The sequence below is a fragment of the Thermaerobacillus caldiproteolyticus genome, assembly GCF_013761245.1.
In the GTDB taxonomy this organism is placed as follows: domain Bacteria; phylum Bacillota; class Bacilli; order Bacillales; family Anoxybacillaceae; genus Thermaerobacillus; species Thermaerobacillus caldiproteolyticus.
In genome coordinates, this window is sequence record NZ_JACDUT010000016.1 from 24,729 (window position 1) to 44,472 (window position 19,744).

17 protein-coding genes and 2 tRNA genes are annotated in these 19,744 nt (G+C 40.3%); all 19 read left to right on the forward strand.

What is annotated here, in order from left to right; translation table 11 throughout:
• The first annotated feature begins 23 nt into the window (after window positions 1-23).
• The 19 genes from pth to ftsH all read left to right on the forward strand — a co-directional run bounded on the left by pth (window position 24) and on the right by ftsH (window position 19,666).
• Window positions 24-584 (forward strand): aminoacyl-tRNA hydrolase, encoded by a 561-nt coding sequence (pth, locus tag HNR31_RS17010; RefSeq protein WP_181557380.1) that lies wholly within the window; start codon window positions 24-26, stop codon window positions 582-584.
• A 62-nt stretch (window positions 585-646) separates the two neighbouring features.
• Window positions 647-877, forward strand: a complete 231-nt coding sequence (locus tag HNR31_RS17015; RefSeq protein ID WP_181557381.1) for an anti-sigma-F factor Fin family protein — start codon at window positions 647-649, stop codon at window positions 875-877.
• Window positions 878-937: 60 nt separating this feature from the next.
• Window positions 938-4,471, forward strand: coding sequence for a transcription-repair coupling factor (mfd, locus tag HNR31_RS17020; RefSeq protein WP_181557382.1), 3,534 nt, complete (start codon window positions 938-940; stop codon window positions 4,469-4,471).
• A gap of 198 nt (window positions 4,472-4,669) precedes the next feature.
• Window positions 4,670-5,206 carry a stage V sporulation protein T gene (gene spoVT / locus HNR31_RS17025; protein ID WP_181557383.1) on the forward strand — a complete coding sequence of 179 codons (537 nt, stop codon included), beginning with the start codon at window positions 4,670-4,672 and terminating at the stop codon, window positions 5,204-5,206.
• Between the two features lie 274 nt (window positions 5,207-5,480).
• Complete coding sequence (locus tag HNR31_RS17030; RefSeq protein ID WP_181557384.1) at window positions 5,481-7,079, forward strand: putative polysaccharide biosynthesis protein; 1,599 nt, start codon at window positions 5,481-5,483, stop codon at window positions 7,077-7,079.
• Between the two features lie 6 nt (window positions 7,080-7,085).
• A complete protein-coding gene (yabN, locus tag HNR31_RS17035) occupies window positions 7,086-8,549 on the forward strand; it encodes a bifunctional methyltransferase/pyrophosphohydrolase YabN (RefSeq protein WP_181557385.1) in 1,464 nt (487 codons plus the stop codon).
• A 13-nt stretch (window positions 8,550-8,562) separates the two neighbouring features.
• The gene (locus HNR31_RS17040) at window positions 8,563-8,838 is read left to right on the forward strand and encodes an RNA-binding S4 domain-containing protein (RefSeq protein WP_181557386.1); all 276 of its coding nucleotides are present in this window, start codon (window positions 8,563-8,565) and stop codon (window positions 8,836-8,838) included.
• Between the two features lie 109 nt (window positions 8,839-8,947).
• The gene (gene yabP, locus HNR31_RS17045; protein ID WP_181557387.1) at window positions 8,948-9,253 is read left to right on the forward strand and encodes a sporulation protein YabP; all 306 of its coding nucleotides are present in this window, start codon (window positions 8,948-8,950) and stop codon (window positions 9,251-9,253) included.
• On the forward strand, window positions 9,250-9,861 hold the full coding sequence (gene yabQ, locus HNR31_RS17050) for a spore cortex biosynthesis protein YabQ (protein WP_181557388.1): 612 nt from the start codon (window positions 9,250-9,252) through the stop codon (window positions 9,859-9,861). Before yabP ends, yabQ begins: the two co-directional genes overlap by 4 nt.
• Window positions 9,862-9,879: 18 nt before the next feature.
• On the forward strand, window positions 9,880-10,251 hold the full coding sequence (locus HNR31_RS17055) for an FtsB family cell division protein (protein ID WP_181557389.1): 372 nt from the start codon (window positions 9,880-9,882) through the stop codon (window positions 10,249-10,251).
• 109 nt (window positions 10,252-10,360) lie between these two features.
• Window positions 10,361-10,759, forward strand: coding sequence for a S1 domain-containing RNA-binding protein (locus HNR31_RS17060; RefSeq protein ID WP_181557390.1), 399 nt, complete (start codon window positions 10,361-10,363; stop codon window positions 10,757-10,759).
• Between the two features lie 244 nt (window positions 10,760-11,003).
• A tRNA-Met gene (locus HNR31_RS17065) sits at window positions 11,004-11,077 on the forward strand.
• 13 nt (window positions 11,078-11,090) lie between these two features.
• Window positions 11,091-11,162: transfer RNA gene (locus HNR31_RS17070), tRNA-Glu, on the forward strand.
• A gap of 279 nt (window positions 11,163-11,441) precedes the next feature.
• Window positions 11,442-13,916, forward strand: coding sequence for a stage II sporulation protein E (spoIIE, locus tag HNR31_RS17075; RefSeq protein ID WP_181557391.1), 2,475 nt, complete (start codon window positions 11,442-11,444; stop codon window positions 13,914-13,916).
• A gap of 64 nt (window positions 13,917-13,980) precedes the next feature.
• Window positions 13,981-14,718: a vWA domain-containing protein gene (locus HNR31_RS17080; protein WP_181557392.1), complete on the forward strand. Its 738-nt coding sequence runs from the start codon at window positions 13,981-13,983 to the stop codon at window positions 14,716-14,718.
• The gene (locus HNR31_RS17085) at window positions 14,687-15,652 is read left to right on the forward strand and encodes a serine/threonine protein kinase (RefSeq protein ID WP_220129602.1); all 966 of its coding nucleotides are present in this window, start codon (window positions 14,687-14,689) and stop codon (window positions 15,650-15,652) included. Before HNR31_RS17080 ends, HNR31_RS17085 begins: the two co-directional genes overlap by 32 nt.
• Window positions 15,653-15,730: 78 nt before the next feature.
• Window positions 15,731-17,116 (forward strand): tRNA lysidine(34) synthetase TilS, encoded by a 1,386-nt coding sequence (gene tilS / locus HNR31_RS17090; RefSeq protein ID WP_181557394.1) that lies wholly within the window; start codon window positions 15,731-15,733, stop codon window positions 17,114-17,116.
• Window positions 17,117-17,136: 20 nt separating this feature from the next.
• Entirely contained in the window at window positions 17,137-17,682 is a 546-nt protein-coding gene (hpt, locus tag HNR31_RS17095) for a hypoxanthine phosphoribosyltransferase (RefSeq protein ID WP_181557395.1), read from the forward strand.
• A gap of 91 nt (window positions 17,683-17,773) precedes the next feature.
• A complete protein-coding gene (ftsH, locus tag HNR31_RS17100) occupies window positions 17,774-19,666 on the forward strand; it encodes an ATP-dependent zinc metalloprotease FtsH (RefSeq protein WP_181557396.1) in 1,893 nt (630 codons plus the stop codon).
• The last annotated feature ends 78 nt before the right edge of the window (window positions 19,667-19,744 follow it).

Here is a 19,744-nt window from a genome sequence, read left to right on the forward strand (position 1 = left end):
CGACAAAGGGAGGGGACCAAGCATTGAAATTATTTGTCGGCCTAGGAAACCCGGGCAAGGAATATGAACAAACGCGGCATAATGTTGGATTTATGGTCATTGATGAATTAATGAGACGGTGGAATCTTTCACTCAATCAAGCGAAATTTAACGGAATATTTGCATCTCACATTGTTTCTGGAGAAAAAGTGATATTGTGTAAACCTTTAACATATATGAATTTATCAGGGGAATGTATTCGCCCACTAATGGATTATTATAAGATTAATATTGAAGATTTAGTTGTTATCTATGATGATTTAGATCTTCCTGTAGGAAAAATCCGTTTGCGGACAAAAGGAAGTGCCGGTGGACATAATGGAATAAAATCGCTCATTCATCATTTAGGAACGCAACAATTTAAGCGGATTCGTATCGGTATTGGCCGTCCTGAGCATGGACAAAAAGTAACCGATTATGTATTAGGTCGATTTACTGCAGAGGAATCTAGTGAAATTCAAGAAGCAATTAAGCGTTCGGCGACCGCTTGTGAAAAAGCGGTAAATGCTCCATTTTTGCAGGTAATGAACGAGTTTAACGCATGAATATTTTCCTCCTAAATGGTACACAATGAATGTGTGGATACGACCATTAGGAGGTTACTTACATGGCATTGCATTACTATTGCCGACATTGCGGAGTAAAAGTAGGCACGATTGATAGAGTTTCCATATATAGCGAACAGTTAGGATTCCATCACCTTACAGAGGAAGAACGTTTAGACATGATTTCGTATCTTCCGAACGGGGATATCAATGTCAAAACAATTTGTGAAGATTGTCAAGAGGCGCTTGAACGGAATCCAGAACTTCATCAATATGAGAAATTTATACAATAGCAAGCTTTGGGAAGACCAAAGCATTTTTGTATTTATTGCTATGAGAGGAGGGGGATAGAGGTGCTATCCTTGCATCGTTATTTTGTTGAAAATCAAGATATTCAGTCGATTATCAAAGGTGTGGAAGCAGGACTCAAAGAGCAGCTAGTCGCAGGACTATCGGGGTCAGCCCGGTCTGTGTTCTTGTCATCGCTTTATAAAGCAACAGCCAGACCATTATTAATCGTTACTCATAATTTGTTTCAAGCGCAAAAAATATATGATGATCTTATTCAATTATTAAGTACAGAAGAAGTGTTTCTTTATCCGGTCAATGAAATGATCGCTGCAGAGATGGCGATTGCTAGTCCTGAGTTAAAAGCGCAACGTCTAGAGGTGATGAACTATTGGACGGAACAGCAAAAGGGAATTGTCATCTCTCCTATTGCTGGGTTGCGACGTTTATTGCCACCGAAATCGCTATGGAAAGACAATATACTAACCATTGAAGTCAATAGTGACATCGATGTTGACCATTATAAAAAGCGCTTAGTACAAATGGGATATAAGCGTGTTTCAATGGTGTCGACTCCAGGGGAATTCAGCATTCGCGGAGGCATCCTTGACATTTATCCGCTTACAGCGGAATTCCCTTATCGAATTGAATTATTTGATACGGAAGTAGAGTCAATTCGTACGTTTACAATCGATGATCAGCGTTCTCGTGAAGAGGTACAAAAAATAACCATTGGTCCTGCTGACGAAATCATTGTATATGGTGATTCACTGAAGCGGGGAATTGAGAGAATTGAAGCGGGATTATCGGAAAGTTTAAAGACATTAAAAGATGAGAAAGCAAAGCAATTGCTACTTGAACATATTTCATTTGAACTGGAACAGTTAAAACAAGGGCAAGAAATTGAGCAACAATATAAATATTCAGCCCTCTTTTATGATGAACCTGCTAGTTTGCTAGACTATATGCCGGACAACGGTCTACTATTGTTAGATGAGATGAGCAGATTACAAGAAATGACAGAAAGTTTAGATAAAGAAGAGGCAGAATGGTACACAAGTTTGCTGGCGGAAGGAAAAATTATTCATGGTGTGCCGATTTCCCATTCTTTATCTGAATTATTGCAAAAACAAAAAGCACCTCGTATTTATTTATCGCTGTTTTTACGTCATGTTCCGCATACGCATCCGCAAAATATCGTCAATATTTCTTGTAAACAGATGCAAAACTTCCATGGCCAAATGTCTTTACTAAAATCGGAAGTAGAACGATGGAAAAGGGCAAAATATGCCGTTGCCTTTTTGGCTCCGGATGCGGAACGAATGAAAAAATTACAATCCACTTTAGAGGATTACGAAATCGATGTAGTTCCGCTAGGCGATCATGCGATGTTAATGCACGGAAAATGTCAGATAGTTTTAGGAGATTTGAATACGGGTTTTGAACTTCCAATGCAAAAATTGGCCGTCATTACTGAGGAAGAATTATTTAAAAAGCGTGTAAAAAAACCGATTCGTCGGCAAAAACTATCCAACGCAGAACGAATTAAAAGCTATTCCGAACTGCAAGTCGGCGATTATGTAGTGCACGTCAATCACGGAATCGGAAAATATTTAGGAATTGAAACATTAGAAATCAATGGAATTCATAAAGACTATATTCATATTCAATACCAAGGTAGCGATACTTTGTATGTGCCCGTAGATCAAATTGACCAAGTGCAAAAATATGTTGGCTCTGAAGGGAAAGAGCCAAAAATTTATAAACTTGGCGGCACCGAATGGAAAAAGGTGAAAAAGAAGGTCGAATCGTCTGTTCAAGATATTGCGGAAGATTTAATCAAACTTTATGCCGAGCGCGAGGCGAGTAAAGGCTATGCATTTTCACCGGATACGGAAATGCAACGTGAATTTGAGGCAGCATTTCCGTACCAAGAAACCGAAGACCAGCTTCGCTCTATCGAAGAAATTAAACGTGACATGGAAAGTCAAAGACCGATGGACCGTCTTCTTTGCGGTGATGTTGGATATGGAAAAACAGAAGTTGCACTTCGGGCTGCGTTCAAAGCGATTATGGACGGAAAACAAGTAGCGCTTCTTGTACCGACGACGATTTTAGCACAGCAACATTATGAAACGGTTCGAGAACGTTTTCAAGGCTATCCAATTAAGGTTGAGGTGCTTAATCGTTTCCGCACGAAGAAGCAACAAGCAGAAACGATTAAAGGGTTAAAAGACGGAACAATTGATATGGTCATCGGTACCCATCGCTTGTTATCAAAAGATGTGACGTTTAAGGATTTAGGGTTGCTTATTATTGATGAAGAACAGCGTTTCGGTGTCAGCCATAAGGAAAAAATTAAGCAGTTGAAAACAAATATAGACGTATTAACACTGACGGCAACGCCGATTCCACGAACATTGCATATGTCTATGATTGGAGTGCGTGATTTATCGATTATTGAAACACCGCCGGAAAATCGCTTTCCTGTTCAGACATATGTGATGGAATACACTCCTGAACTCGTGCGCGAAGCAATTGAACGAGAGCTGGCACGGGATGGACAAGTATTTTTCCTTTATAATCGCATTGAAGATATTGATGTAAAAGCAGAAGAAATTTCTATGCTTGTACCGGATGCGCGTGTCACATACGCTCATGGAAGAATGTCAGAAAACGAATTGGAATCGGTAATGCTTGCGTTTTTAGAAGGACAATATGATGTGTTGGTGACGACAACGATCATTGAAACGGGTGTTGATATTCCAAATGTAAATACATTAATTGTGCATGATGCTGACCGCATGGGACTTTCTCAATTGTATCAGTTAAGAGGGCGTGTCGGGCGTTCAAATCGAGTAGCCTATGCTTATTTTACGTACCGTAAAGATAAAGTATTAAACGAAGTCGCAGAGAAACGATTACAAGCGATTAAAGAATTTACAGAGCTTGGCTCCGGATTTAAAATTGCCATGCGCGACTTGTCAATTCGCGGTGCTGGAAACTTGTTGGGAGCGGAACAACACGGATTTATTGATTCCGTCGGTTTTGATTTGTATTCGCAAATGCTCAAAGAAGCGATTGAGAAACGAAAAGGAATTAAACAAGAAGAAAAACCGTTGGATGTGGAAATCGACTTGGAAGTCGATGCCTATATTCCAGATACGTATGTTTCGGATGGATTGCAAAAAATTGATATGTACAAACGCTTTAAAGCCATTGAAACTATCGAAGACCTCGAAGAACTTCGCGATGAAATGATTGATCGGTTTGGTGAATATCCGGATGAGGTCGCTTATTTATTCCAAATTGCTGAGATTAAAGTGTATAGCAAACAAAGCGGTATTGAGCTTATTAAACAGCATAAACAACAAATTGATTTACTATTTAATGAAAAAGCTTCTAAAGAAGTACAAATTCAGCGGCTATCGAAAATCGGAGACCGGTACGGCCGCGTGTTTGGCTTTGGCATGGAAGGACCGAAATTAAAAATCGTTCTTTATATCAAAGGTCTTAAACCGCAAGAGTGGCTCATGATTTTATATGAGACAGTCAAAGAACTTACGCATATCAATGCTGAAAAATCGATCACGGCTTAATTCAAAAACGGTGTTTATATTTGAAGAAGATGGGCGATCATGAATGATGGGGAATTTTATCTAAAATTGAAAAAAACACTTTCATCACGTATAGAACTTGGATTGTGAAGGATACTAATCACAGCAATGGTGAATTCTTCATTGAAGCATTCACCGATGTATTCTTCAATCCTTAGATGAAAGTGAGGGCATCTGTAGATGAAAGCAACTGGTATTGTTCGTCGAATTGATGATTTAGGAAGGGTTGTTATTCCGAAAGAAATTCGAAGAACGTTGCGTATCCGTGAAGGAGACCCACTCGAAATATTTGTTGACCGTGACGGAGAAGTCATTTTAAAGAAGTATTCACCAATTAGTGAGCTGGGTGATTTTGCAAAAGAATATGCAGAGGCATTATTTGATAGCTTAGGTCAACCAGTGTTAATTTGCGATCGGGATGTGTTTATTGCGGTCGCCGGTGTTTCCAAAAAAGAATTCCTCAATAAAAGCGTTAGTTCGTTAGTGGAAAAAGTAATGGAAGAACGTCACTCTGTGCTTCAGACTGAGGAAGGCGAAGTTGAACTTGTTGAAGGACATACGGAAAAACTGAGATCTTATACGATTGGTCCAATTGTTGCCAATGGGGATCCGATTGGTGCAGTCGTGATTTTATCAAAAGAGAAAGTGCTTGGTGAAGTGGAGCAAAAAGCGGTCGAGACGGCTGCTGGCTTTTTAGCGCGACAAATGGAACAATAAGAAAAGCAGAAGAAGTTCAGTTTTGCCTAAATACTGTCCACGTCCTGTGGGCAAACGGAGAAATGTCACTCTCCTAGTTCCCTAGAAGCCGAATGTTCTTCGTACTCAGAGGTGCTTGCCGCCTTGGGGGAGAAGGTTATTTGGCAGAAGAGAGCTAGACATCGATTAGAAATTTATACGTTCTTTATCCTGTGACGAAAGGTAGCTGCTATGCTACCTTTTTCTTTTGCGCTATAATAGCAAAGGCTAGCATTATCATGGCAGGTGAAGCACAATGACTTTAGACACAGAATCACCGGAAAGGAAAATATGGAAAGGAACGATGGTATTAACGGTAGCGGCCTTCATTACGAAAATATTAAGCGCCTTTTACCGTATACCGTATCAAAATATTGTTGGAGATCTTGGCTTTTATATTTATCAACAAGTGTATCCCATTTACGCCATTGCCGTTTCGTTAGCGACTTATGGCTATCCGGTTGTCATCTCAAAACTCGTGGCGGAACGGATTGCGGAAAAAGATGAAAAAGGGGTTACATATATTTTACGATTATCGCTGTATGTTTTACTGTTCGTTGGACTTAGCTGCTTTAGCTTATTATATATGGGGGCAGGACGCATTGCTAAGTGGATGGGAGATAGTGAGCTTGTTCCTCTTATTCGGCTCATTTCTTTTTCGTTTCTGCTCCTTCCATTTATCTCTGTATTGCGAGGTTATTTCCAAGGAAACAATCGGATGACTCCGACCGCTGTATCTCAAGTCGGCGAACAATCTGTACGTGTATTGACCATAGTATTGTTATCGTACGTATTATTCAGAAGTGATGAAACGGCTTATGAAGCGAGTGCTGGAGCGCTTTTTGGTTCATTGGCAGGAGGATTCACGGCACTTCTATTGTTGATCGCTTATTGGATGAGAAGAGATCGTAGAGGAAATATGTATATCATAAAGGGGAACGCAGATGCGAAAACGATTATATGTTATTTGTTTCTCCAAGGTGTGACAATTTGTATAACAAACATGGTCTTAACCCTCATTCAGCTTGTGGATGCGTTCTCTTTATTGTCATTGCTGATGGAAAAGGGTGTAGAAGACAGCCATGCAGCTAAATTATTAAAAGGAATTTATGATCGTGGACAGCCGCTTATCCAGCTTGGAACGGTGATTGCAACTTCCTTTTCATTGACGCTTGTCCCCCTTATTTCTGGTGCAAAAAAGCGAGGGGATGAGGTTTTCATTCGTGAAAAAATAGATTTATCCATTCGGGTTGCGTTCTCTATCGGGATGGGCGCAGCATTAGGGCTTGTATGTCTCATTCGCCCGACAAATGTAATGCTGTTTGAAAATGACCGTGGTTCCTTGCCGCTTGCAATTTTATCCGCTTCCATTTTGTTTACGACAATGTCTTTGACCTTAGCTTCCTTATTGCAGGGGATTGGTGAAGAATGGATAGCTGTAGCGGGGGTAGCAATAGCAGTCGTTACGAAATGGCTATGCAATATATGGCTTGTTCAAGTGTTTGGAACAGTCGGGGCTGCATTAGCGACTTTATTGTCGTATGCAGTGATGGCATTATTTTTGTATTTTAAGTTACAAAAAAAGATGAACACTCATTTCATAAAAAAACAATATATGTACCCGGTCGTCAACGCTGCTTTGGCAATGGTGGCTGTATTACAGTTATACATATGGGTAACTAGCCGATTTGGTGACAGCCGCTTATTTGCCGCCAGTCAAGCGTTATTCGGAGTGATGCTCGGGGGTTTTGTTTATATTATAATGTTGTTAAAAGGAAATCTTTTCTCAAAACAGGAACTATCTTTACTCCCTTTCGGAGACAAGTTACGTTTATTTCTTCAGAAAAACAGGTGATCAATGATGAATACGATTTTTGTTTTCGGTTTAGGTGCTGGTGATATCGAACAATTACCGCTTGGGATTTATCGTAAATTAAAAAACGCTTCACCACTTTTTTTACGAACGAAGGAACACCCAGTTGTCGATACTCTAAAAGCAGAGGGAATTTCTTTTACTACATTTGACGATATTTATGAAAAACATGAGCGGTTTGACGATGTATATAAGGAAATTGCTGACATTTTAGTAGGAGAAGCACAGATGCACGATGTGTTTTATGCCGTTCCCGGTCATCCGCTTGTTGCCGAAAAAACCGTACAGCTTTTATTAGAAGCAGAGCGGGGACAAAAATGCCGCATTGTGATCGAAGGTGGTCAAAGCTTTTTAGACGCTATGTTCACCGCTTTGCAAATCGACCCGATTGAAGGATTTCAGCTGATTGATGCGACCTCGTTTCGTGAAGATGAATGGCAACCTACTCAGCATGTTGTTTTTTGCCAAGTATATGATTCGTTTATTGCTTCCAACGTAAAACTTGCGCTCATGGAGCAACTGCCTCACGATTATAAAGTGTATGTCGTCACAGCGGCGGGCAGCAGCGAAGAAAAGGTGAACGAAATTCCTTTATATGAGCTAGACCGTGTTGCTGCGCTAAATAATTTAACAAGCGTATATGTCCCGCCGGTGAAAGACGAAGCGATATTGTATCATCGCTTTGAAACGTTGCGGCGCGTTATTGCAACATTGAGAGGCCCGAACGGTTGTCCATGGGATCGGAAACAAACTCACGAATCGCTCAAAAAATATTTACTTGAAGAAACATACGAGCTGTTCGATGCGATTGATGAAAACGATGATGATCATATGATTGAAGAGCTGGGCGATGTGCTTTTACAAGTGATGCTTCATGCTCAAATCGGGGAAGACGAAGGCATGTTTTCAATTGACGATGTCATTCGCGGCATTACCGAAAAAATGATTCGCCGTCATCCTCATGTCTTCGGAGATGTAACGGTCGAAAATGCGGATGAGGTTGTGCAAAATTGGCAACAGATTAAAGCGAAAGAAAAGCAATCCCGTCCGGCTTCGCTGCTCGATGAAGTAACAAAAAGTTTACCGAATTTATTAAAAGCATATGAATTTCAAACAAAGGCAGCAAAGGTCGGCTTTGATTGGGATGATGTAAAGCCAATGTGGGAAAAGGTCGAAGAAGAAATAGCGGAATTTAAACAGGAAGTTTCCAAAGCAGAACAACATAGCGAAAAACTTATCCATGAATTTGGTGATCTATTGTTTGCCCTTGTGAATATTGCGCGCTATTACAAAATTAATCCGGAAGAAGCATTACAAGCAACCAACAGGAAATTTTACCAACGTTTTTCCTACATTGAAGAACAAGTGAAAAAGAGCGGTCTGAATATCGAATCACTGTCGCTAGAACAGCTTGATCGATGGTGGGAAGAAGCAAAAGAAAAAGGATTGTAAGGAGAGGGTGCACATGCGTTTAGATAAATTTTTAAAAGTATCACGCCTTATCAAGCGCCGTACGCTGGCGAAAGAAGTAGCAGAGCAAGGACGTATCACCATTAACGGCGCCATCGCAAAAGCAAGTTCCAATGTAAAAGTCGGCGATGAACTGACCATTCAGTTTGGACAAAAAAAGGTGACAGTGAAAATTACTGATTTAAAAGAAACGACAAGGAAAGAAGAAGCGACAAATCTTTATGAAGTAATTAAAGAAGAACGAATAGAAACAGAGTCTTTAGAACGTTAGTTGCTGTTGTTCGCATGTTCTAAAAGTCCCCTTGCATTCATACATATGGTACAAACACGAGAGGGATAAGCCCTCTGATTTGATTTTAACGTGAATGCGGGGGATGAATATGAGCCAACATTATGACTTTCCAAACAATAATAAAGGTCCGAGCCAAGAACATGATGTCATTATGCGTGGAAGAAAGCTTCTCGATATTACAGGAGTTAAACAAGTGGAGAGCTTTGATAGTGAAGAATTTTTATTGGAAACAGTGATGGGGTTTTTATCGATCCGCGGTCAAAATTTGCAGATGAAAAATTTAGACGTGGATAAGGGAGTCGTTTCTATTAAAGGGAGAATTTTTGATCTTGTCTACTTGGATGACCATCATCAGGAGAAAGCTAAAGGGTTCTTTAGCAAGTTGTTCAAATGAGTTTAACAACTCAGCTGGCCACCATGCTCGCGATGATTGGAATGGGGAGCTGGATTGGCGCAGCGCTTGACACGTACAGTCGCTTTTTACAGCGGCCAAAGCGGGCCCATTGGGTTGTATTTATAAATGATATTCTGTTTTGGGGCGTCCACGGTCTCATTATTTTCTACGTTTTGTTGCTCGTTAATGAAGGAGAGCTGCGATTTTATATTTTTTTAGCGATTTTATGCGGTTATGCTGCTTATCAAAGCTTGTTTCGCCGCATTTATTTAAAAATGCTTGAATGGACCATTCGCTTTGTTACCGCGTTATATCGTTTTTTTGTAAGGACATGCTATTATGTCATTGTTCGGCCGATTCAATGGCTTTTTCAAGCGCTACTTGCCATGGCACTGCTTTTATGGAAATTGTTCCTTCTTATCTTGAACTTGCTGTATCGCTGTATAAAGCTATTATTAGCTCCAATTCGTTGGATTGGCTATCTCATTTGGAAAGCAGTTCCGAACAAATGGAGATGGCGGATCGAGGATTTTTTCGACAATCTGGCAGGAGTTATGAAAAAAGCAAAGAATATAATAATGGCATGGATCTCTAAATTCCGGAAATAAGAGTGGAGGTTTATAGCGGTGAGTGTTTTACAGAAAAACAATGTAACGAAGCTTCAGTCCCAGTATGCTTTAGAGCAAGAAGAAAAAGAAAAAAGAGCCTCAAGAAGACGACCTATCGTCATGATTCGTTTTATGCTCGTTAGTATGATTTTAGTGGCGCTGTCGTCCGTATTTTTATATGCTCTCCACTCTCAATCCGCTGACATTGAAGCGAAAATCGAAGACAAAAAGAAGCTAGAACAGCAATTAGGCAAATTAGAAAAACAGCAAAAGCGATTAGAGGAAGAAATTAAAAGGTTACATGATGACGATTATATTGCCGAGTTAGCACGAAAAAAATACTTTCTTTCTAAAGAAGGAGAAATTATTTTTACCGTTCCAGAAAAATAATCGATGCTTGCTAGTGACATGGGCGTTGAGCTTATTGACACTTGTTTTTGGCATTCGTTATAATAAAGAAAATGATTTTTAAGATTTTTTAAGGAGGAGCACTTTTTTTATGTCAATTGAAGTAGGCAGCAAGTTACAAGGCAAGGTAACGGGGATTACGAAATTCGGAGCGTTTGTGGAGCTGCCAGAAGGCGTAACAGGATTAGTTCATATTAGTGAAGTAGCTGATAACTATGTAAAAGATATCAACGATCACTTAAAGGTTGGAGATGTCGTTGATGTCAAGGTCATTAATGTGGAAAGAGACGGAAAAATCGGCTTATCCATAAAAAAAGCGAAAGAATCACAGCCTTCACAGCGCCCGCGCAATAAAGCAAACGATCGTGCCGCAAAAGAGAGCTTTGAACAAAAAATTAGCCGTTTTTTAAAGGAAAGTGAAGATCGTTTAGCCTCTCTCAAACGTCACACGGAATCGAAGCGAGGAGGTCGTGGTGCACGGCGCGGTTAACTTGCTGCTGAACGGATGATGGTCATAAGCAGGATAGTGAATAAAGGAATGATAAGCATCCATATACATGGATGCTTTTTCTGTGGATGAAGGTTGTTAGATGCTTTCGTTGCAGAACATGGTCGGTTCCGTTGAACAACTCAAATATCCTTAGGATAATTTTATGTATAGAATGTGCTAATTAAGCAAAAAAAGATATTGACAAACATGAAAGATGCAATTATTATTATAAATGTCGTTGCGTGGCGGCGTAGCTCAGCTGGCTAGAGCGTACGGTTCATACCCGTGAGGTCGGGGGTTCGATTCCCTCCGCCGCTATAAAAACAATTATGGCCCGTTGGTCAAGTGGTTAAGACACCGCCCTTTCACGGCGGTAACACGGGTTCGAATCCCGTACGGGTCACTGAAACGAAAGGGATGTTTCCTTCTGGAAACATCCCTTTCGTCTTTTTTGTATGAAAATGTCCCTCTCCAGTTATCATCTACAGAGAAACGCTTCTGTCAATGTTGTCTCTCATATATATCTCCTTTTTCGTTGTTTATAACAAATTTAGGTATGGATAATGACATGTTAGCAAGAAATACGTCGAAGGGTTTTTTTATACCACTTTCCTTTTTTGACATTTTTTTGACAATTAAGAAGATATAATAGAGTCAAGAGAAAAGCAAAGGAGTGGTCGGAATGGAAAGAATCGAAAGAAGTTGGATAAACCAAATTTCAGAGGTGTCTTTAAACCAGACGCAAGCTGTCTTTTCACGTTGGATTCGTCATTTGAAATTACGAATTGGACATTTATTTATTCATAAAGGATTTCTTTTACTAGTAATCGGTTTTTTACTTGGACGAGCGTTAATTTTATCGAAATTGACTCCTTTTGCGTTACCGTTCTTTGCCGCTGTTTATACGATGCGTCGTGATAAAGCTGGATTAGCATTTGTAGCGTTAATGGCGGGTTCGCTTACCTTATCATTTGAAACAACATTATTTGTGTTTACTGCGATGTTTAGTTTTCTCGTTTTTTATGGACTCGTTAAAAAGTTTTTTAGTGATTCCCTAAAAATGATACCTTTTGTTGTATTTTGTCTATCGGCTTCTACAAAATTAGTCATTACATACTTTTTATTAGAAAACAAAACGATGTACGAAGCAGTAATGGCTTTTGTTGAGGCAGGTCTCGGCTTTGTGTTGACGCTCATTTTCATTCAGAGTATTCCCTTGCTAACGGTTCGCAAACATAAGCAAGCATTGCGGGCAGAAGAAGTTATTTCGCTGATTATTTTACTTGCTTCGATGTTGACTGGAATGATTGGTTGGTCATTTTACGGCTTATCACTAGAACATATTATGTCTCGTTATCTCGTATTATTACTCGCTTTTGTGGCCGGAACTACAATTGGTTCGACAGTAGGAGTCGTTACAGGGCTTATTTTAAGTTTGGCAAATGTTGAAAATCTATACGAAATGAGTTTATTAGCGTTTGCTGGCCTTTTGGGAGGATTGCTAAAAGAAGGAAGAAAAATCGGTGTGGCTTTTGGGCTGTTCATTGCTACATTGCTGATCGGCCTATATGGAAATGGAAAAGCGGATATTGTGCCGACGGTCATGGAATCTTGTCTGGCAATTGTGTTATTTTGGTGCACTCCAAGTTCATTAACGAAAAAAATTTCTAAATATATTCCAGGAACAGTAGAATATGCAAATGAACAACAGCAATATGTTCGGAAAATTCGCGACGTCACCGCACAGCGGGTTGCTCAGTTTTCTCATGTGTTTCAAGCATTGGCGAATAGCTTTTCCACGTATGGATTTTCTTCAGAGGAATATGATGAGAAAGAAATTGACTACTTTTTAAGTGGTGTAACAGAAAAAACGTGTCAAACTTGCTTTAAAAAAGAACAATGTTGGTCCTATCATTTTGATACAACGTATGGATATATGAAACGAATTATGTTAGAGGCGGATAATGGAGATTTAGTAAGCAATCATAAGTTGTTACGCGAATGGGATCGGCATTGCGTGAAAGCAAATAAAGTGGTCGAAATGATCGAAAAAGAGGTCGCCCTCTATCAGGCAAACAAAAAACTACGAAAACAAGTGAATGAAAGTAGAAAGCTAGTCGCTGAACAACTGATAGGTGTTTCCCAAGTCATGGAAGATTTTGCGACAGAAATTCAGCGGGAGCGGGAAAATCATTATTTGCAGGAAGAACAAATTTTTCATGCGTTACAAGAGTTTGGAATTGAAGTTGGATATGTCGATATTTACAGTCTAGAAAAAGGCAATATCGATATTGAAATGAGCATCCCGTATTGCGAAGGCCATGGTGAGTGCGAAAAGTTAATTGCTCCAATGCTTTCGGATATTTTAGGAGAAACGATTGTTGTGAAAAGGGAGGAGTGTGCTGTATATCCAAATGATTATTGCCGTGTTGCCTTTGGTTCTACAAAAACTTTTACGGTGGACACAGGCGTAGCTTATGCTGCTAAAGGCGGTGGGCTTGTTTCCGGAGATAGTTATTCGATGATTGAGTTAGCGACAGGAAAATATGCGATTGCCATTAGCGATGGGATGGGAAATGGCGAGAGGGCACATAGCGAAAGCAATGAAACGCTGCAGCTATTGCAAAAAATTTTGCAAACTGGCATTGATGAATCGATTGCTATTAAGTCTATCAATTCCATTCTTTCTTTGCGAACGACCGACGAGATTTTTTCTACGCTCGATTTAGCGATGATAGATTTGCAAGATGCTTCGACGAAGTTTTTGAAAATTGGATCGACTCCAAGTTTTGTAAAGCGCGGGGATAAAGTGATTAAAATTGAGGCAAGTAATTTACCGATGGGAATTTTGAAAGAATTCGAATTTGAAATTGTGACGGAACAGTTAAAAGCGGGAGACTTGCTAATTATGATGAGCGACGGTGTGTTTGAGGGGCCTTCTCATGTAGAAAACCATGAATTATGGATGAAGCGAAAAATCAAAGAATTACAGACGAATGATCCACAAGAAGTAGCCGATTTAATTATGGAAGAAGTCATTCGGACTCGCTCTGGAAGAATTGAAGATGACATGACAGTCGTTGTCGCAAAAATCAAACATAATACCCCAAAATGGGCAACGATTCCTGCTTATATGTATGCGAAAAAGGCACAATAAAAGTATAAAATTCTTCCATTCCGGCGATGATGGTAATACATCAAGTTGAGGAGGGGAATGGAAGGTGCGTAAAGGAGCATTACGCCAAATTTTATTGATTACAGATGGTTGTTCAAATCATGGTGAAGATCCAATTGCGATGGCTGCTTTAGCAAGGGAACAAGGGATTACAGTCAATGTCATCGGTGTACTTGACCAAGATACCATTGATGAAAACGGGTTGCGCGAAATTGAAGGGATTGCGATGTCGGGAGGTGGAGTAAGTCAGGTTGTCTACGCGAAACAACTATCGCAAACAGTACAGATGGTCACAAGAAAGGCAATGACCCAAACATTGCAAGGTGTTGTAAACCGGGAATTAAAGCAAATTTTAGGTTCGGATGTATCATTAGAAGATTTACCGCCGGAAAAACGTGGCGAAGTGATGGAAGTGGTGGACGAGCTTGGAGAGACGGTCGAATTGGAAGTTTTAATATTGATAGATACAAGCGGAAGTATGAAAACAAAACTGCCGACGGTAAAGGAGGCTCTATTTGATTTATCACTTAGTTTAAATGCTCGTATCGGCGATAATCGCTTTGCTGTGTTTGTATTTCCGGGGAAACATAGCGATGTCGAAAAAGTACTTGACTGGACACCAAAGCTGGAAGCGCTATCTACCATTTTTCCTAAGCTTACTTCAGGCGGACTTACTCCAACCGGTCCAGCGCTGCGCGAAGCAATGACATATTTTAACCAAAAGCGTTCCCTAAGGAGATTGATATCTGGTGATGAATCATACTTTGAAGAATCATCTATGTAACCTTCGAGCAGGAACGGTTATTACGGGAAAATGGCATAAGCATGGTTATAAAATTATCAAACGACTTGGTAAAGGAGCGAACGGGGTTGTTTATTTAGCGGAGAGTACCAAAGAACTTGTAGCGTTAAAACTAAGTGATAATAGTACAGCCATTACATCAGAAGTGAACGTATTACGACGGTTTTCCAAGGTCCAGGGAGTTGCCCTTGGGCCTTCTTTGCTAGATGTAGACGATTGGCGTGATCCTTATACTAATCAAGTTATTCCTTTTTATGTCATGGAATATATAAAAGGTGACGAGTTTTTTACGTTTATCCGAAAGAGAGGAAAAGAATGGATTGTCATTCTTGTTTTACAACTTTTATCTGCATTAGAAAAACTTCATAAAGAAGGGTGGGTGTTTGGGGATTTAAAACCGGAAAATTTATTAGTAGCAGGACCGGCACCAACGATTCGTCTTCTCGATGTGGGGGGGACTACTTTACAAGGTAGGGCAATTAAGGAATTTACAGAGTTTTACGACCGAGGCTATTGGGGAATAGGTTCGCGCAAAGCAGAGCCTTCTTATGATTTGTTTGCGGTGGCTATGATTATGATTCACGCCTGTTATCCGACGCGGTTTGAAAAGAAAGGAGATGGTCGCCGGCAGTTAATGAGTATGATTCAGGCAGATGCCACGCTTCGGAAATATCAGTCTGTATTAATCAAAGCGATTAATGGGGAATATAAGCAAGTAGCAGAGATGAAGCGTGATTTGATTGCTGCCATTCATCATGATTCCTACATGCCTCGTCAAAAGACAAACGAACGGACAAGAACGGCAGGACGGCATAAAAAAAGAAAGAAACGAAGTGGCTTAGTAGAAACGACAATGATTGTTATGGCTCTGCTATTTATTTATGTATTGTATATATACGGGAAAGTGCTTCAATAAGAGACATTCTTTTTTGAGAAAATGTTTCATTAATGATACATTAAGAGTATAGAAAATGAATAAAGAGGTTTTTATTGTATGCTTGAGAAAGTTCACTCATTTATAAAAAAGCATCAATTGCTTACGCCGAATTCAACGGTTGTCGTTGGGGTGTCAGGTGGTCCTGATTCGCTTGCTTTACTTCATTTTTTTTGTACGATTCAACATGACTGGAACTTAACTGTCATCGCTGCTCATGTTGACCATATGTTTCGTGGCAAAGAGTCGGCAGAAGATATGAATTTTGTGAAACACGTTTGCGAGAAATTCGGTATTATATGTGAGACGAAACAAATCAATGTACCCTCCTTCCAACGCCAATGGAAGATCAGCGCCCAAGAAGCAGCACGGGAATGCCGCTATCGCTTTTTTAAAGAAGTAATGGAAAAGCATTCCGCTACCTATTTAGCGTTAGCACATCATGGGGATGATCAAATCGAAACGATTTTAATGAGGCTTGTTCGTGGAAGTAACGGTAGAGGGTATGCCGGCATTCCTGCGAAGCGCCCTTTCTATTTTGGGCAGATCATTCGCCCTTTTTTAGCTGTCAGCCGCGATGACATCGAAGAGTATTGCCGAGAACACGCCCTTAAACCGCGCTATGATGCAAGCAATGAAAAAGATAGTTACACCCGAAATCGGTTTCGCCGTTACGTGGTTCCGTTTTTAAAAAAAGAAAATCCGCATGTTCATGAGCGGTTTCAACATTATAGTGAAATGGTTGCAGAAGATGAAACGTTTTTAGAGGAATTAACGAGCGAAGCGATGAATAAGGTAATGGAAAAACAGCATGGAGCGGTCATATTGCACATTAAGCCGTTTCAGACGTTGCCCAAGCCTTTACAAAGAAGAGGGATTCAACTAATATTGAACTATCTTTATAACGGAGTTCCATCTTCTTTATCTTCGATACATATTAACCATGTATTGGCGCTTTTGCACAATAACCACCCTTCTGGTAGGTTGGATTTTCCCAACGGTTTAAAAGTCATTCGCTCGTATCAAAGTTGCGTTTTTACCTTTCACGAACAGGAATCTTATACGTATACATTTGAGCTCGATGTTCCTTCCGTGCTGCATCTTCCAAATGGATATGCAATCATTAGTGAATTTTGGGAACACTATCCGCGAGAGCAAAAAGGGAATGACACATTTATTGTTGACCCTGAAGCGATTACGTTTCCTTTGCGAGTTCGAACAAGACGCGCCGGTGACCGGATGACATTAAAAGGGACAAAAGGGACAAAGAAAATTAAGGAAATTTTCATAGAAGAAAAAATCCCTTTGCACGAGAGAGAAAGTTGGCCGATTGTTGAAGATGGACAAGGAAACATTTTATGGCTTCCAAAGCTAAAAAAATCTGCTTTTGAAGCAACTGATGTTACAAAAACGCACTATCTTGTATTACACTATAAAGAGCAATGAACATCTAGGAGGAAAAGAAAATGGGGATGAACCAAGATATTCAAAAAGTTTTAATTACAGAAGAGCAAATACAGGAAAAAGTGAAAGAATTAGGGGAATTGTTGACAAAAGAATATGAAGGGCGCTTTCCGCTCGCTGTCGGTGTATTAAAAGGAGCTATGCCGTTTATGGCGGATTTATTGAAAAACATCGATACATATTTAGAAATGGATTTTATGGATGTATCTAGTTATGGGAATGCAACTGTATCATCTGGAGAAGTAAAAATTTTAAAAGACTTAAATACTTCTGTTGAAGGACGCGATATTTTAATTATCGAGGACATTATTGACAGTGGTTTAACGTTAAGTTATTTAGTTGACTTATTCCGCTATCGAAAGGCAAAATCAATTAAAATTGTCACGCTTTTAGATAAGCCTTCAGGGCGTAAAGCAAATATTGAAGCAGACTATGTAGGATTTATTGTTCCAGATGAATTTGTTGTCGGTTATGGATTAGACTATTGTGAAAAATACCGCAACCTTCCTTATATCGGTGTATTGAAACCGGAAGTATATAGCAAGTAAGTCTTTATCGTAGCCGGCTAATTTGTTGTATTGACATGATTTTCTATGATACTATTGACTATAGTGTGTTTGATATGGGAGGAGGCAAGAAATGAATCGGATCTTCCGTAATACGATATTTTATTTATTGATTTTTCTTGTTGTCATTGGTGTTGTCAGCTTCTTTAACGGAAGTAACCAACGGACGGAGCCGATGACATATGACGCCTTTATTACGCACCTGGAAAATGGTGATGTCAAATCGTTTTCGATGAAGCCCGAGCGCGGTGTGTATGAAATAAGGGGGCAATTAAAAACCTACGATGAAGGTCAATACTTTTCGACTTACGTCATGAATAGTGATACGGTGCTGAATCGTATCGATGCCGCAGCAAAGCGGACTAGAGTAGAAGTCATGCCGGCAGACGAAACGAGCGGTTGGGTGACATTCTTCACCTCGATCATTCCGTTTGTCATTATTTTCATTCTGTTTTTCTTCTTGCTGAACCAAGCGCAAGGCGGCGGTAGTCGGGTGATGAATTTCGGGAAAAGCCGTGCGAAACTATATAGTGAAGACAAGAAAAAGGTTCGTTTTCGAGATGTTGCTGGAGCGGATGAAGAGAAGCAAGAGCTTGTCGAAATCGTTGAGTTTTTAAAGGATCCAAGAAAGTTCGTGGAGCTTGGTGCCCGCATTCCAAAAGGAGTGCTTCTCGTTGGCCCGCCGGGAACCGGGAAAACATTATTAGCGCGCGCTGTTGCTGGTGAAGCTGGTGTACCATTTTTCTCCATAAGTGGTTCTGATTTCGTGGAGATGTTCGTCGGTGTCGGTGCTTCACGTGTGCGTGACTTATTTGAAACAGCGAAAAAGAACGCGCCATGCATTATTTTTATCGACGAAATTGATGCAGTTGGTCGTCAACGCGGTGCAGGTCTTGGCGGCGGACATGACGAGCGTGAACAGACGCTTAACCAGTTGCTTGTTGAGATGGATGGATTTAGCGGTAACGAAGGAATTATTATCATTGCGGCAACGAACCGTCCGGATATTTTGGACCCAGCTTTATTGCGTCCGGGTCGTTTTGACCGTCAAATTACAGTGGATCGTCCGGATGTGAAAGGCCGTGAAGCAGTGTTAAGAGTGCATGCTCGCAATAAGCCGTTGGATGAATCAGTGGACTTGAAGACGATCGCAATGCGCACACCAGGGTTCTCTGGTGCCGATTTAGAAAACTTGCTGAACGAGGCAGCACTTGTAGCAGCCCGACAAAACAAAAAGAAAATTGATATGAGCGACATCGACGAAGCGACAGACCGTGTCATTGCTGGACCGGCGAAAAAAAGTCGCGTCATCTCTGAAAAAGAGCGAAACATTGTCGCTTACCATGAGGCAGGCCATACGGTCATTGGTATGGTATTAGCCGATGCTGAGATGGTTCATAAAGTTACGATTGTTCCGCGTGGTCAAGCTGGTGGTTATGCTGTCATGTTGCCGAAGGAAGATCGTTATTTTATGACAAAACCAGAATTATTAGATAGAATCACTGGCTTATTAGGCGGTAGAGTCGCTGAAGAAATTGTCTTTAACGAGGTAAGCACAGGAGCGCACAACGACTTCCAACGTGCAACGAACATTGCTCGTCGAATGGTCACTGAGTTTGGAATGAGTGATAAGTTAGGGCCAATGCAGTTTGGCCAATCTCATGGGCAAGTGTTTTTAGGTCGTGACTTGCATAATGAACAAAATTATAGTGACCAAATCGCTTATGAAATCGACCTTGAAATTCAAAGAATCATTAAAGAATGTTACGAAAAAGCGAAGAAAATTTTAACGGAAAACCGTGATAAGCTGGAATTGATTGCAAAAACATTGCTTGAAGTGGAAACATTGGATGCTGAACAAATTAAACATTTGTTTGAGCATGGAACGCTTCCGAATCGCAATGAGAATCAAAACGAGCAAAACGATGATGTCAAAGTGAACATTCATACGAAGAAGGAAGAATAAGATGTCTCTTTTTACAGGGACATCTTTTTTTACCGTAAGAACAAGGAGTTATGATATGATGAAAAAAGTAAGAACTTG